The organism is Streptomyces sp. NPDC017225 (assembly GCF_044331465.1).
Taxonomy (GTDB): Bacteria; Actinomycetota; Actinomycetes; order Streptomycetales; family Streptomycetaceae; genus Streptomyces.
Map to the genome: position 1 here is coordinate 14,210 of NZ_JBIRNE010000024.1, position 14,614 is coordinate 28,823.

The 14,614-nt window shown below is 71.4% G+C and carries 12 protein-coding genes; 5 read left to right on the forward strand and 7 right to left on the reverse strand.

The annotated features are described in order from the left end of the window. Window positions 1-84 precede the first annotated feature (84 nt). Entirely contained in the window at window positions 85-1,074 is a 990-nt protein-coding gene (locus ACH4NX_RS33590) for an NUDIX hydrolase (protein WP_398129856.1), read from the forward strand. Continuing rightward, window positions 1,071-1,913: an MBL fold metallo-hydrolase gene (locus tag ACH4NX_RS33595; RefSeq protein ID WP_398129855.1), complete on the forward strand. Its 843-nt coding sequence runs from the start codon at window positions 1,071-1,073 to the stop codon at window positions 1,911-1,913. The genes ACH4NX_RS33590 and ACH4NX_RS33595 overlap by 4 nt, the downstream gene beginning before the upstream one ends. Before the next feature lie 153 nt (window positions 1,914-2,066). On the opposite strand, the gene ACH4NX_RS33600 is transcribed toward ACH4NX_RS33595, so the two are convergent. Further along, the gene (locus ACH4NX_RS33600) at window positions 2,067-2,741 is read right to left on the reverse strand and encodes a Crp/Fnr family transcriptional regulator (RefSeq protein WP_003975365.1); all 675 of its coding nucleotides are present in this window, start codon (window positions 2,739-2,741) and stop codon (window positions 2,067-2,069) included. Window positions 2,742-3,089: 348 nt separating this feature from the next. Between ACH4NX_RS33600 and nth the strand changes: the two genes are divergently transcribed. From nth to ACH4NX_RS33615, 3 genes are read left to right on the forward strand one after another with little or no spacing between them, the layout of a single operon-like run. Beyond that, window positions 3,090-4,082: an endonuclease III gene (gene nth, locus ACH4NX_RS33605; RefSeq protein ID WP_351386967.1), complete on the forward strand. Its 993-nt coding sequence runs from the start codon at window positions 3,090-3,092 to the stop codon at window positions 4,080-4,082. 52 nt (window positions 4,083-4,134) lie between these two features. Continuing rightward, the gene (locus tag ACH4NX_RS33610) at window positions 4,135-4,872 is read left to right on the forward strand and encodes a CoA pyrophosphatase (protein ID WP_351386965.1); all 738 of its coding nucleotides are present in this window, start codon (window positions 4,135-4,137) and stop codon (window positions 4,870-4,872) included. Window positions 4,873-4,919: 47 nt separating this feature from the next. After that, window positions 4,920-6,119, forward strand: coding sequence for a MarP family serine protease (locus ACH4NX_RS33615; RefSeq protein ID WP_351386963.1), 1,200 nt, complete (start codon window positions 4,920-4,922; stop codon window positions 6,117-6,119). A gap of 145 nt (window positions 6,120-6,264) precedes the next feature. On the opposite strand, the gene ACH4NX_RS33620 is transcribed toward ACH4NX_RS33615, so the two are convergent. From ACH4NX_RS33620 to ACH4NX_RS33645, 6 genes are all read right to left on the reverse strand, one after another. Continuing rightward, on the reverse strand, window positions 6,265-6,447 hold the full coding sequence (locus ACH4NX_RS33620) for a hypothetical protein (RefSeq protein WP_351386962.1): 183 nt from the start codon (window positions 6,445-6,447) through the stop codon (window positions 6,265-6,267). Window positions 6,448-6,585: 138 nt separating this feature from the next. Further along, complete coding sequence (locus tag ACH4NX_RS33625; RefSeq protein WP_398129854.1) at window positions 6,586-7,554, reverse strand: alpha/beta fold hydrolase; 969 nt, start codon at window positions 7,552-7,554, stop codon at window positions 6,586-6,588. Then, the gene (locus tag ACH4NX_RS33630) at window positions 7,551-8,039 is read right to left on the reverse strand and encodes a phage holin family protein (protein ID WP_351386956.1); all 489 of its coding nucleotides are present in this window, start codon (window positions 8,037-8,039) and stop codon (window positions 7,551-7,553) included. Before ACH4NX_RS33630 ends, ACH4NX_RS33625 begins: the two co-directional genes overlap by 4 nt. 113 nt (window positions 8,040-8,152) lie before the next feature. Continuing rightward, on the reverse strand, window positions 8,153-9,577 hold the full coding sequence (gene nhaA, locus ACH4NX_RS33635) for a Na+/H+ antiporter NhaA (protein ID WP_351386954.1): 1,425 nt from the start codon (window positions 9,575-9,577) through the stop codon (window positions 8,153-8,155). Between the two features lie 310 nt (window positions 9,578-9,887). After that, window positions 9,888-11,843, reverse strand: coding sequence for an acetate--CoA ligase (acs, locus tag ACH4NX_RS33640; protein WP_398129853.1), 1,956 nt, complete (start codon window positions 11,841-11,843; stop codon window positions 9,888-9,890). Window positions 11,844-12,068: 225 nt separating this feature from the next. Further along, window positions 12,069-14,558 (reverse strand): SulP family inorganic anion transporter, encoded by a 2,490-nt coding sequence (locus ACH4NX_RS33645; RefSeq protein ID WP_398129852.1) that lies wholly within the window; start codon window positions 14,556-14,558, stop codon window positions 12,069-12,071. Window positions 14,559-14,614: the final 56 nt, after the last annotated feature.

A 14,614-nucleotide genomic window follows, 5' to 3' on the forward strand; every position in this document is an offset into this window, starting at 1 on the left:
GGCCTCTCCGGGACGGCCCCCGCCTGACCTCGTCCGGCCCGGGGGCCACTCGAACATCCGCCCGTCACCGGATAGCCTCCGGCCATGGCGAACGGTCGGGCGAATGATCAGGTGGGTGGTCACGCGAATGGTCAGTGGTACCCCCGGGAGTGGCCGGATCGCATCCGCGCGCTGACGGCCGGGACCCTCACCCCGGTCACCCCGAAGCGTGCCGCCACCGTCATGCTCCTCAAGGACACCGGAAGCGGCACCGGTGACGGCACCCATGGTGGCGCCGGGGCCGGCGGGCCGGGCCCCGCCGTCCACATGCTGCGCCGCCGTGCCTCCATGGCGTTCGCCGGGGGCGCGTACGCCTATCCGGGTGGCGGTGTCGACCCGCGCGACGACGACCGTGACATCGGCTGGGCGGGCCCCGCGCGCGCGTGGTGGGCGGATCGGCTCGGCGTCGACGAGGCGGGCGCCCAGGCGATCGTCTGCGCGGCCGTACGCGAGACGTACGAGGAGGCGGGCGTCCTGCTCGCCGGGCCGACCGGCGACTCGGTGGTCGGTGACACGACGGGCGCGGACTGGGAGGCGGACCGGGCCGCCCTGGTCGAGCGTGAGCTGTCCTTCGCGGAGTTCCTGGACCGCCGGGGCCTCGTACTGCGCTCCGACCTGCTGGGCGCCTGGGCCCGCTGGATCACCCCGGAGTTCGAGTCCCGGCGCTACGACACGTGGTTCTTCGTGGCCGCCCTCCCAAAGGGGCAGCGCACCCGCAACGCCTCCACGGAGGCCGACCGCGCGGTGTGGATCACCCCCGCGGAGGCGGCGGCCGGGTACGACAGGGGCGAGCTGCTGATGATGCCGCCGACGATCGCGACCCTGCGCGGCCTCGCGGCGTGCGGTACGGCGGCCGAGGCGCTCGCGTCGGCTCCGGGCCGCGACATGACGCCGGTGCTGGCCCGGGCGCGGCTGGTGGGCGGCGAGATCGTGCTCTCCTGGCCGGGACACGACGAGTTCACCCGGCACGTGCCGACCAGCACGGCGCAGGCGCCGACGACCCCCTCCGACCCGACCGGGGGAGCCCCCGCATGACGGACGCAGCAGCACTGCCCGGACAGCCGCGCGGCGGCGTCCTGTCGGGCCCGGCCACCGCGCGCGCGGTGAACGTCCTCGCGCCCAACGCCTCCGCGATGACCCTGGACGGGACGAACACCTGGATCCTCGCCGAGCCGGACTCCGACCTGGCCGTCGTGGTCGACCCGGGCCCGCTGGACGACGCACACCTGCGGAACGTCGTCGACACGGCCGAGCGGGCGGGCAAGCGCGTCGCCCTCACTCTGCTGACGCACGGTCACCCGGACCACGCGGAGGGCGCCGCGCGCTTCGCCGAGCTGACGCGTACGAACGTACGGGCCCTTGACCCGGCGCTGCGGCTGGGCGACGAGGGGCTGGCCGCCGGTGACGTGATCGGGGTCGGCGGACTGGAGCTGAGGGTCGTACCGACCCCCGGGCACACGGCCGACTCCCTGTGCTTCCATCTCCCGGCGGACCAGGCGGTCCTGACGGGTGACACGGTCCTGGGCCGCGGTACGACGGTGGTGGCCCACCCCGACGGCCGTCTCGGCGACTACCTGGACTCCCTGCGCAGGCTCAGGTCGCTCACGGCGGACGACGGGGTGCGCACGGTGCTCCCGGGCCACGGTCCCGTCCTGGAGGACGCCCAGGGCGTCGTGGAGTACTACCTCGCCCACCGGGCCCATCGCCTCGCCCAGGTCGAGACGGCCGTGGAGGACGGTTACCGGACGCCGGGCGAGGTCGTCGCCCGCGTGTACGCGGACGTCGACCGCTCACTGTGGCCGGCGGCGGAACTGTCGGTGCGGGCACAGCTGGAGTACCTGGGCGAGCACGGCCTCATCCAGCTGCCCGACTAGGACTGCCTGGCCGGGGCGCCCGATCGGTTCGGTCCGGCCACTTCCGCTTCGGCCACTTCTGCTCCGGCCAGTTCGCCCCGGCCAGTTCTGCCCGGCCGGGGCGCCCGACCAGGTCTGCCCGATTGCCCGGCCGGGACTGCCCGGCCCGGGATGTCAGCGGGAGCGCTTGGCCAGCCGCTCCACGTCCAGCAGGATCACCGCGCGGGCCTCCAGGCGGAGCCAGCCGCGCTGGGCGAAGTCCGCCAGTGCCTTGTTGACCGTCTCGCGGGACGCGCCGACCAGCTGGGCCAGCTCCTCCTGCGTCAGGTCGTGCACGACGTGGATGCCCTCCTCGGACTGCACGCCGAAACGGCGGGACAGGTCCAGCAGGGCGCGGGCGACACGGCCGGGGACGTCCGAGAAGACGAGGTCGGACATGGCGTCGTTGGTCTTCCGCAGGCGGCGGGCGACCGCGCGCAGGAGCGCGGTGGCGACCTCCGGGCGGACGTTCAGCCAGGGCTGGAGATCGCCGTGGCCGAGGGCGAGCAGCTTGACCTCGGTCAGCGCGGTGCCGGTGGCCGTGCGCGGGCCCGGGTCGAAGAGCGACAGCTCGCCGATCAGCTCGCTGGGGCCGACGACGGCCAGCATGTTCTCGCGCCCGTCCGGGGACGTGCGGTGAAGCTTGACCTTGCCTTCGGTGACCACATAGAGGCGGTCTCCGGGGTCCCCCTCGTGGAACAGTGTGTCGCCGCGGGCGAGGGTCACCTCACTCATGGAGGCACGAAGCTCCGCGGATTGCTCGTCGTCGAGCGCCGCGAAGAGCGGGTTGCGCCGCAGAACGTCGTCCACGAGTTCTCTCCTTGTCGACCGGCTCAGAGGATCTTGTTCCCCCGGTGTACCAGGGGTCCGTGGTGCCCATTTTGCCGGACAGTCCAAACAGTGTGATCTGTCACAAGGATGCCGCACTGGTGTCCTGGGGTACGCGGCAGGGGTCCAATTGGACGCCGATCTTCGAGGTCCGGGGCAGATGTCGGTGTCGGGCCGTAGGCTGGCCGGGTGTCCAAATCGCCGGTGAGAGCACAGGCCGAGGGGGCTGCGCGGGTGGGTGTACGTCGCGATTCCGCTGTGGGCGAACAGGGCCCCGATGGCGGTAGGAAATCGGCGAAAGCGACAAAGAGGGCGGCGCCTGCCAAGAGGGTGACTGCGGAGAAGGGTGCCGTGAAGAAGAACGCCGAGAACGCTCCGGCATCTGTGAAGAAGACGGCGCCCGCGAAGAAGCAGGCATCGGCCAGGAAGGGGGCGGCGCCCGTCAAGAAGCAGGCGCCCGCCAAGAAGCCCGCCGTCGCTCCCAAGAAGGCCGCGGCCGCCGTCAAGGGCGTCGCCCCGGCGAAGACCGTCGCCCCGAAGACGCCGCGCGCCGAGTCGCGCACCGCGCTGGTCCGCCGCGCCCGCCGTATCAACCGCGAGCTCGCCGAGATCTATCCGTACGCGCACCCGGAGCTGGACTTCGAGAACCCCTTCCAGCTGGTCGTGGCCACGGTGCTGTCCGCCCAGACCACCGACCTGCGCGTCAACCAGACGACGCCCGCCCTCTTCGCCAAGTACCCCACCCCCGAGGACCTGGCCGCCGCCAACCCCGAGGAGGTCGAGGAGATCCTGCGACCGACCGGCTTCTTCCGGGCCAAGACCAAGTCGGTCATAGGGCTGTCCAAGGCCCTGGCGGAGGATTTCGGCGGTGAGGTCCCCGGGCGTCTCGAAGACCTCGTCAAACTGCCCGGCGTCGGCCGCAAGACCGCCTTCGTCGTCCTCGGCAACGCGTTCGGCCGGCCAGGCATCACCGTGGACACGCACTTCCAGCGCCTGGTGCGCCGGTGGCAGTGGACCGACGAGACCGACCCGGACAAGATCGAGGCCGCCGTCGGCGCGCTCTTCCCCAAGAGCGACTGGACGGACCTCTCCCACCACGTGATCTGGCACGGCCGCCGGATCTGCCACGCCCGCAAGCCGGCCTGCGGCGCCTGTCCCGTCGCCCCGCTCTGCCCGGCGTACGGCGAGGGCGAGACGGACCCGGAGAAGGCGAAGAAGCTGCTGAAGTACGAGAAGGGCGGGTTCCCCGGCCAGCGTCTGAATCCGCCGCAGGCGTATCTGGACGCGGGCGGGACCCCGGCGCCTCCGCTGGGGGCCGGGTGACGGAACGATCTCGGCGGCGTCGGGCGTTGGAATCGGCAGAACGGGGGTGGCGATGACACGGGCGAGCGACACACAGGGGCACACGCGGGGCGGGATCCTCAGCAAGGAGGGCCTGCCCGGCTGGCTGGACCCGGTGGTGCGGGCCGTCGAGACGGTGCGGCCCGGACAGCTGAGCCGCTTCCTGCCCCCGGAGGACGGCGCGGGGCGCCAGTCCGCCGTACTGATCCTGTTCGGCGACGGCAAGACCAACGCCAACGGTGACGGCGCCGACGAGGCAGGGAGCGGACCCGAACTGCTGCTCATGGAGCGGGCCGGCACCCTGCGCTCACACGCCGGTCAGCCGGCCTTCCCGGGCGGCGCCCTCGATCCGGAGGACGGCGATCCGCAGGGCGACGGGCCGCTGCGGGCCGCTCTGCGCGAGGCGGAGGAGGAGACCGGGCTCGACCCGGCCGGCGTGCAGCTCTTCGGCGTTCTGCCCAAGCTCTACATCCCGGTCAGCGGCTTCGTCGTCACCCCGGTACTGGCCTGGTGGCGCGAGCCCACCCCAGTGGGCGTCGTCGACCCGAACGAGACCGCGCGCGTCTTCACCGTCCCCGTGGCCGATCTCACGGACCCCGCCAACAGAGTGACCGCCGTCCACCCCAGGGGTCACCGAGGACCGGCGTTCCTGGTCGAATCGGCGCTTGTCTGGGGCTTCACCGCCGGCATCATCGACCGGTTGCTGCACTTCGCGGGCTGGGAGCGGCCCTGGGACAGGGATAAGCAGGTCCCGCTGGACTGGCGGTCATGACAGGGTGACCGGTGTGAGCGTAGGACGACAGGGCGGGGCCTGAATCAGTGAACGTGCTGGACATCCTGTTGCTGCTGGCCGCCGTCTGGTTCGCGATCGTCGGGTACCGCCAGGGCTTCGTCGTCGGCATCCTGTCGGTGACGGGTTTCCTCGGTGGCGGCCTCGTCGCCGTCTATCTGCTGCCGGTCGTCTGGGACGTCCTGACGGACAACGCGGAGGTGAGTACGACCGCCGCCGTCGTCGCGGTCGTCGTCGTCATCGTCTGCGCCTCCGTGGGCCAGGCCCTGACCACCCACCTCGGCAGCAAGCTCCGCCGGTACATCACCTGGTCCCCGGCCCGTGCCCTGGACGCCACCGGTGGCGCGCTGGTCAACGTCGTGGCGATGCTCCTGGTCGCCTGGCTGATCGGCGCGGCGCTGGCCGGCACCACGCTGCCGACCCTCGGCAAGGAGGTCCGCGGTTCCACGGTTCTGCAGGGCGTCTCCCGGGCGCTGCCCGCAGGGGCCGACACATGGTTCACGAACTTCTCCTCCATCCTCGCGAAGAACGGCTTCCCGCAGGTCTTCAGCCCCTTCTCCAGCGAGCAGATCCCGGTGGTCCAGGCGCCCGACCCGGCGCTGGCCGGCAGCCCGGTCGCGGCCCGTGCCAAGCGTTCCATCGTCAAGGTGATGGGCACCGCCACCGACTGCGACAAGGTCCTGGAGGGCACCGGCTTCGTCTTCGACGACCGCCGCGTCATGACCAACGCCCATGTCGTGGGCGGCGTCGACGAGCCCACCGTGCAGATAGGCGGCGAGGGCAGGCTGTACGACGCGACGGTCGTCCTCTACGACTGGCGGCGTGACATCGCCGTACTGGACGTGCCGGAACTGGAGGCGCCCGCGCTGCGGTTCGCCGAGGAGGACGCGAGCCGCCACGACGGGGCGATCGTCGCGGGCTTCCCGGAGAACGGGGCGTACGACGTCCGCGCCGCGCGCGTACGCGGGCGCATCACGGCCAACGGACCGGACATCTACCACCGCGACACCGTCCACCGCGACGTCTACTCGCTGTACGCGACGGTCCGTCAGGGCAACTCCGGCGGCCCGCTGCTCACTCCCGCGGGCGAGGTCTACGGCGTGGTGTTCGCCAAGTCCCTCGACGACGCCGAGACCGGCTACGCGCTCACCGCGGACGAGATCCGCGAGGACATCGCGAAGGGCCGCACCGCCAACCAGCAGGTGGACAGCGACAGCTGCGCGCTCTAGGAGGGGCCCTCGGAGCCGGGGGCCGCGCGATCGCGGTCGTCATCGCCATCGTCCGCGCGGTGCCCGGCTGCTGAGGCGCGTGCGCCGGTCGTACAGCGCCCGTTGCGCCCGTTGCGCCCGCGAGTCGTGGTCGCCTGCGCGGCGCTCAGCCGCGTGGATGGCGCAGGCGCACGGATACCCAGCGGGCCCGGCGGCGCAGGATGTGCGGGATGCCCACCCGTGGGTCCGCACCCGCCAGTTGCGGGGTGCCTCCTCGTCGGTGGGTGCTTACGCCGCTCGTGGAGCGGCCGTCGCGTGCTACGTCACTGTAGTCGTGCGTCCAGCCCATACCCGGACGTGTGCCCCCGCCCCAAGGTCGGTAACCGTTATCCCGGCGCCCAATTGGCCTATGCGTCGGGCAAGTGGCCGTTCGTAGGACAAGCGTTCTGATCCGGATACCGGGCGCGTTCGTCAGGTCACCGTCCGGTCACCGATCGGGCTCGGGATCCTTCAGCCAGTTGATCAGCTCGGTCGAGAAAGCGACCGGGTCCTCCTCGTGCGGGAAGTGCCCGAGGCCGTCGAACAGCCGCCAACGGTACGGGGCTTCGACGTACTGCCCCGACCCCGCCGCGCTCCGTGTCCGCATCACCGGGTCCAGCGAACCGTGCAGATGCAGGGTCGGCACGCGCACCGGCCGCTTCATGCGGCGGTAGAACTGGATGCCGTCGGGGCGGGCGAGGGAACGCACCATCCAGCGGTACGGCTCGACCGAGCAGTGCGCCGTGGAGGGGATGCACATGGCCCGGCGGTAGGCGTCCACGGCCTCGTCGTCGAGGGGGCGCGGTCCCGCCCATTCGTGCATCAGCCGGCCGACCAGCGCGCCGTCGTCCGCGGTCAGTTGACGCTCGGGGATCCAGGGGCGCTGGAAGCCCCAGACGTAGGATCCCGCCCGGGTCTGGCGGACGTCACCGAGCATGGCCGAGCGCCAGCGCCGGGGGTGCGGCATCGACGAGACCGCGAGCCGCCGTACGAGCTTGGGCCGCATCGCGGCGGCCGTCCAGGCCAGGTAGCCGCCCAGGTCGTGGCCGACCAGCGCGGCGTCCGGCTCGCCGAGGGAGCGGATTACGCCGGTGATGTCGAGGGCGAGGCCGGCGGGGTCGTAACCGCGCGGGGTGCGGTCGCTGCCGCCGACGCCCCGCAGGTCCATGGCGACCGCGCGGAAACCGGCGTCCGCGAGGGCCACCAGTTGGTGCCGCCAGGTCCACCAGAACTGGGGGAAGCCGTGCAGCAGCAGTACCAGCGGTCCGTCACCCAGCTCGGCGATGTGGAAGCGGGCGCCATTGGCGGCGACGTCCCGGTGGGTCACCTCGGGCCCGCCCGGGATGCCGAGCCGTACGACCGAGGTGGGGTGCTGCGCCGAGGGGGGCTGCCCCATGGGGCTGGCGGGGTCCGTCATGAGGACGAGCGTGCCACAGCCTCGATGGCTTCGGGGGACCGGTCCGAGGGCAGCTCCGGCCGCGGGTGCGGCTTGGCGTTGTGCAGTACGCCTGCCGACTGCTTCACCGAGGCGGCGACCTTCTGCGGGCCGCGGCCCTTCTTGGCCTTCTTCGCGAAGACGATGCCGATCAGCGCGAGGAGGGCCGCGAGGAGGACGTTCGCCGCGAAGGACAGCAGGAAGCAGACCGCCATGTTCCAGTCGCTCCAGGTCCGGATGGCGTAGGCCAGCGCGAAGCTCAGCATCGGCAGCGAGAACAGGAGTACCGCCCCCGCCATCGAGAACGCCCCGCCGCTCGTCGCACCGCGCTTGACGTCCTGCCTCAGCTGCGCCTTGGCCAGCGCGATCTCGTCGTGCACGAGCGCCGACAATTCGGTGGTCGCCGAGGCGAACAGCTGGCCGATGCTGCGTTCGGTGCCGACCGGGCTGCCGTCGGGTGCGCTCATCGCGGTCTCCCTCTTCTCCTGGCTGATCTGCGTACGGTTCCGTGGCTGCCGGGCGCTGCCTGACTGCCGCGGCCCGAGCGCGTACGGTCCGTCTTTTGTACCGTCTCGTCAGATCATGCCGGACCGTCGCCCTCATCGCCTGCCCCGCCCGGCACTTCGGCAAGCCGCGCCGACTCCATCTCGTCGGCGATCCGGCGGTGCTCGGCGGCCTTCTTCTCGTAGATCGCGGCCACGCGCAGGTGGTACGCGGGGTCGTCCTGCTCGTAGACGTCCGGGACGCCGCTGAGGTCGTCGTCGCGCTCCTCGTCCTCGATCATCTTGCGGTACTTGACGTTCCGTACCTTCAGCAGCACCGTCGCCAGGGCGGCCGCGATGAGCGAGCCGGTGAGGACGGCGGCCTTGACCTGGCCCGTCATCGCCTCGTCGCCCTCGAAGGCCAGCTCGCCGATGAGCAGCGAGACGGTGAACCCGATGCCGGCCAGGGTCGCCACCGCGAACACGTCGGCCCACTGGAGCTCGTCGCTGAGCGAGGCCTTCGTGAAGCGTGCCGTCAGCCAGGTGCCGCCGAAGATGCCCAGCGTCTTGCCGACGACGAGACCGAGTACGACGCCGAGGGTCTCCGGCTTGGTGAACACGTCGGCGAGCGCGTCGCCCGACAGTGCGACGCCCGCGCTGAACAGGGCGAACAGCGGCACTGCCAGACCCGCCGACAGGGGGCGTACGAGGTGCTCGATGTGCTCACCGGGGGAGTGGCTCTCGCCCTCGCGGGTGTGGCAGCGCAGCATCAGGCCCATCGCGACGCCGGCGATGGTGGCGTGGACGCCGCTGTTGTACATCAGCGCCCAGATCGCGAGGCCGAGCGGTACGTACAGGTACCAGCCGCGGACGCCCTTGCGGAGCAGCAGCCAGAAGACGACGAGACCGACGAGCGCGCCGCCGAGCGCGGCGAAGTTGATCGACTCGGTGAAGAAGACCGCGATGATCAGGATGGCGAACAGGTCGTCCACGACGGCGAGTGTCAGCAGGAAGGCGCGCAGGGCGCTCGGCAGGGACGTGCCGATGACGGCGAGTACGGCGAGCGCGAAGGCGATGTCGGTGGCGGTGGGCACGGCCCAGCCGGACAGGGAACCGCCGCCGGCAGTGGCGGTGACCGTGTAGACGACCGCGGGCACGACCATGCCGCACAGCGCCGCGACCACCGGGAGCGCGGCGGCCTTCGGATCCTTCAGGTCACCGGCGACGAGCTCGCGCTTGAGCTCGATACCCGCGACGAAGAAGAAGATCGCGAGGAGGCCGTCGGCGGCCCAGTGCGCGACCGACAGGTCCAGGCCGAGGGCCTCGGGGCCGAAGTGGAAGTGGCTGACGCTCTCGTAGCTGTCGCTCAGCGCCGGTATGTTCGCCCACACGAGCGCGGCGACCGCGGCGACGAGCAGGAGAACACCGCCGACCGTCTCGGTGCGCAGCGCCTCAGCGACGTAGTTCCGCTCCGGGAGGGACAGACGTCCGAAGGCTTTGCGAGGGGGGCGGGGCGCGGTCACGGGGAGAACCTCCGGTCGGTGGGCAGCACGGAACACTCGCCGACCAGACTTCCCGGCACACCATGAGGATCTTCGAGGTGATGTTCTTCGAGGATCTTGTTGAGTCTCTTACGCGTTTCTTAGCCTACCTAACCTGCGTCGAGGGTGCCGGGTGATCTCCGCTACGGTGCGTAAGGGGCACTCCGCACGAAAGAGGGCACCCGGCGGATCCTTCGCCGGGTGCCCTCGGAGCAGGCGGATCAGTCCTCGTGGATCAGTCCACGTTGCTCAGTCGTCGTGGATCAGTCCTCTTGGCTCAGTCCTCGTGGGCTCAGTCGTCGCTGGACGCGGCCGGGAGCTGCGTCTGGATGAGGTCCATGACGGTGGAGTCGGTCAGGGTGGTGACGTCACCGAGCTGCCGGTTCTCCGCCACGTCGCGCAGCAGGCGCCGCATGATCTTGCCGGAGCGTGTCTTCGGCAGTTCGGCCACCGGCAGGATCCGCTTGGGCTTGGCGATCGGGCCGAGGGCGGTTCCGACGTGGGCCCGCAGGTCGGCGACCAGGCTCTCGGTCTCCGCCGCCGTGCCGCGCAGGATCACGAAGGCCACGATGGCCTGCCCGGTCGTCTCGTCCGCGGCGCCGACCACGGCCGCCTCGGCCACCGACGGGTGGGAGACCAGCGCCGACTCGACCTCGGTGGTGGAGATGTTGTGCCCGGAGACGAGCATCACGTCGTCGACGCGGCCCAGCAGCCAGATGTCGCCGTCGTCGTCCTTCTTGGCGCCGTCACCGGCGAAGTACTTGCCCTCGAAACGCGACCAGTAGGTGTCGATGAACCTCTGGTCGTCGCCCCAGATGGTGCGCAGCATCGACGGCCACGGCTCGGTGAGGACCAGGTAGCCACCGCCGCCGTTCGGTACCTCGTTGGCCTCGTCGTCGACGACGGTGGCACAGATGCCGGGCAGCGCGCGCTGGGCGGAGCCCGGCTTGGCTTCTGTGACGCCGGGCAGCGGGCTGATCATCATGGCGCCGGTCTCGGTCTGCCACCAGGTGTCGACGACGGGGGTGGCGTCGGCGCCGATGTTCTTGCGGTACCAGATCCACGCCTCGGGGTTGATCGGCTCACCGACCGAGCCGAGGACGCGCAGCGAGGACAGGTCGAACTTCGCGGGGATGTCGTCGCCCCACTTCATGAACGTCCGGATCGCGGTGGGCGCGGTGTAGAGGATGGAGACCTTGTACTTCTGCACGATCTCCCAGAACCGGCCCTGGTGCGGGGTGTCCGGGGTGCCCTCGTACATGACCTGCGTCGCGCCGTTGGCGAGCGGACCGTAGACGATGTAGGAGTGCCCGGTGACCCAGCCGACGTCGGCGGTGCACCAGAAGACGTCGGTCTCCGGCTTGAGGTCGAAGACCGCCCAGTGCGTGTACGCCGTCTGCGTGAGGTAACCGCCGGAGGTGTGCAGGATGCCCTTGGGCTTACCCGTCGTACCGGACGTGTACAGGATGAACAGCGGGTGCTCCGCGTCGAACGCCTCCGGCGTGTGCTCGGCGGACTGCCGGTCGACGGTCTCGTGCCACCACTTGTCGCGGGAGTCGTCCCAGGCGACGTCCTGGCCGGTGCGGCGGACGACGAGCACGTGCTCGACGATGCCGGCGCGCTCGACGGCCTCGTCGACGGCCGGCTTGAGCGCGGACGGCTTGCCCCGCCGGGAGCCGCCGTCGGCCGTGATGACGACACGGGCGTCGGCGTCCTGGATGCGGGTCGCGAGGGCGTCCGAGGAGAAGCCGCCGAAGACGACCGAGTGGGCGGCGCCGATCCGGGCGCAGGCCAGCATCGCGATCGCCGTCTCGGGGATCATCGGCATGTAGACGGCGACCCGGTCGCCCTTCCGCACGCCCAGTTCCAACAGGGCGTTGGCTGCCTTGGAGACCTCGTCCTTGAGCTGGGCGTAGGTGATGGCGCGGCTGTCGCCGGACTCGCCCTCGAAGTGGATGGCGACGCGGTCGCCGTTTCCGGCCTCCACGTGGCGGTCCACGCAGTTGTAGGCGACGTTGAGCTTGCCGTCCTTGAACCACTTGGCGAACGGCGGGTTGGACCAGTCGAGGGTCTCCGTCGGCTCCTCGGCCCAGGTCAGCCGGCGGGCCTGCTCGGCCCAGAAGCCGAGCCGGTCGGCCTTGGCCTGTTCGTACGCCTCCGCCGTGACGTTGGCGTTCGCGGCCAGGTCGGCGGGGGGCGCGAACCTGCGCTCTTCCTTGAGCAGGTTGGCCAAGGATTCGTTGCTCACGACATCTCCCATTCTCAGGGTTGTCCGTTGTGTCCCAGGCCACACCTCATCAGACCCGGGGGGCCGGTGACAAGGGTCGACGGGAAATTGGTTTAGACCTATCTCGCCGTGGCCCGTCTTCGTGACCAGTGGTCATCCGTACCCACGGATGCCGAGGGCGCGGGGTTCAGCGTCCGTAACGCCGCTCACACTCCGCGCGCCTCGGCTCCTCGTCCGCTCGGGCCGTCAGGCGGTCAGGCCGGTCTCCAGGACCAGCTCGAACACTCCGTCCCCGGTGCTCCCGGAGAGCAGGTACGCCTGGGCCTCGCCGACGTGGAAGTACATGCCGTGCAGCTCCAGGTCGCCCGCGCCAAGGGCCCGGGACACCGCGTCGTGGGCGCGCAGGTGCTCCAGCTGCTGGACCACGTTGGCCAGGCAGAGCTGCTCGGCCGCGTCGGCGGGCCGGCGTCCGGCCAGCAGAGGCCGGGCGTCCTCGTCCTCGGGCATGCGCTCCAGACTCGGCAGCCCGTGCCGCAGCCACCGCTTGAGCGGGGTCTGCGCACCCCCGGGCTCCGCGCTGAGCAGGGCCTGCATGGCCCCGCAGCCCGAGTGCCCGCACACGGTGATGGACCGCACCTTGAGGATGTCCACCGCGTACTCGATCGCGGCGGCCACCGAGTCGTCGCCGCTCTCCTCGCCGGGCAGCGGCACGAGATTGCCGACATTGCGCACGACGAAGAGGTCTCCGGGGCCACTGGAGGTGATCATCGACGTGACGACCCGCGAGTCGGCGCAGGTCAGGAACAGCTGGGAGGGCTGCTGCCCCTCACGTGCCAGCCGGGCCAGCTCGCCGCGCACCAGCGGGGCGGTGTTTCGCTGGAACGCGCTGATGCCACGCGCCAGTTCCCGTCCGCTGGCCCCACTGGGTGAGCCTGACCCACCGGGCCGGGTGCGCCTGCCAGGTCTGACGTGACCGCCCGGGCCGCTCGGGCCGGCGGGGTCGTTCAGGTCGCTTGGGCTGCCTGGGCTGCCTGCGCTGTTCGGGTGGCCGATCGCCGTGCCGGCGGTCGCTCCGACGCCGTCCTGTCGGCCGGTGCCGGGCCGGGGCGTCTGCCGCGGGTGCTCGCACTGGTGGTTGCGCCAGGGTGTCCAGGGGCGGCAGCGGCAGCCGTCCACGTCGGCCGGTTCGGAGATACGGGTGCCGGGCCGGCGGCCGGTGATGTCGACGGAGCCCCCCTGTGCGGTGTGCGTCTTCAGCCAGTCCTGCAGCGTCTCGTACGCCGCGTGGTCCATGAACGACCCGTCCAACTCCACTACGGCGTCCGCTCCCTGGGGGACGTGGTGCAGGACTCGACTGAGCCTTGGCACCGCGAGGAACGTCAACTGGCCTCGCACGTGTACGTGGTGGACTCCCTCCGTCTCCTCGTGCGTGATCCGGGTGCGGGTCAGGCGGTGCAGGGCGACGCCGACGGCCACGGCGATGCCCAGCGCGACGCCCTCCAGGACACCGAAAAACACCACGCCGCAGGTGGTGACCGCGTAGACCAGCACCTCACGGTGGCGGGTCACTGTGCGGATGTGGTTCAGGGACACCATCTTGATGCCGACGAACATGACCAGGGAGGCGAGCGCGGCGAGGGGGATGAACTCCAGGGCCGGGACCATCAGCAGTGCGGCGATCACTACGAGAACGCCGTGCAGCATCGTGGAGTTCCGGCTGACGGCGCCCGCCCCCACGTTCGCGGAACTGCGCACGGCCACACCGGCGATGGGCAGTCCGCCGAGCGACCCGGAGACGATGTTGGCGGCGCCCTGCCCGAGTAGCTCGCGGTCGAGGTTGGAGCGTTTCACGCGCCCGGTCAGGCCGGGCCGGGCGGCGACCAGCTTGTCCACGGCGACCGCGCCGAGCAGGGACTGCACACTGCACACCAGCGTGGTGGTGAGGACGGCGGCGACGAGGCCGAGCACGGGGCCGTCGGGCAGCGTGGCCAGGGCATGGCTGCTCCAGGACGGCAGGTCGACCTTGGGCAGGCGGAGCCCGGCGAGGGCCGCGACGACGGTCGCGCCGGCGACGGCGACCAGGGCGGCGGGGACCTTGCCCAGAAGCTGCCCGGTCCGGCCGGGGACACGCGGCCAGAGCAGCAGCAGGGTCAGGGTCAGCACACTCACCGCGAGGTCGGCCGGTCTGGGGCTCGCCAGCTGGGCGGGCAGGGCGCGCAGATTGTCGGGCACGGAGCTCTGGGGAGTGCCGCCGAGGACGATGTGCAACTGGGCGACGGCGATGGTGACGCCGATGCCGGCGAGCATGCCGTGCACGATGGCGGGGCTGACGGCGAGCGCGGAGCGTGCCACGCGCAGACAGCCGAGGCCCAGCTGGGCGAGCCCGGCGAGCACGGTGATGGCGCAGGTCGTACGCCATCCGTAGCGCACGATGATGTCGGCGGTGACCACCGTGAGGCCGGCGGCGGGGCCGCTGACCTGGAGCGGACAGCCGCCGAGCCATCCGACGACGATGCCGCCCACCGCGGCCGCGACCAGGCCGGCCTGGAGGGGAGCGCCGGTGGCGAGGGCGATACCGAGGGACAGCGGCAGCGCGATCAGGAAGACCGCGATCGAGGCCGACAGATCGGCGCCCGCGACACGGAAGCGCCGAGGGCCGCCGGGCGGCGGGCTGTGGGGTGGATGGACGTGCTTGGTTCGGGCCGAATCGGCGCGGGCAGGGACGCAGGCTGACATGTTTCCCGTCTCCTCCGGGGCTGCGCGGTCGCGGTCATGGGGGGTCCCGCGCTGGG

Coding starts and splice junctions, on each gene's coding strand:
- ACH4NX_RS33590 (WP_398129856.1), top strand. CDS start 85: ATGGCGAACGGTCGGGCGAATGATCAGGTGGGTGGTCACGCGAATGGT.
- ACH4NX_RS33630 (WP_351386956.1), bottom strand. CDS start 8,039: ATGAGCGCACCCGACGGCAGCCCGGTCGGCACCGAACGCAGCATCGGC.
- ACH4NX_RS33620 (WP_351386962.1), bottom strand. CDS start 6,447: ATGGGCTGGACGCACGACTACAGTGACGTAGCACGCGACGGCCGCTCC.
- ACH4NX_RS33645 (WP_398129852.1), bottom strand. CDS start 14,558: ATGTCAGCCTGCGTCCCTGCCCGCGCCGATTCGGCCCGAACCAAGCAC.
- ACH4NX_RS33625 (WP_398129854.1), bottom strand. CDS start 7,554: ATGACGGACCCCGCCAGCCCCATGGGGCAGCCCCCCTCGGCGCAGCAC.
- ACH4NX_RS33595 (WP_398129855.1), top strand. CDS start 1,071: ATGACGGACGCAGCAGCACTGCCCGGACAGCCGCGCGGCGGCGTCCTG.
- ACH4NX_RS33610 (WP_351386965.1), top strand. CDS start 4,135: ATGACACGGGCGAGCGACACACAGGGGCACACGCGGGGCGGGATCCTC.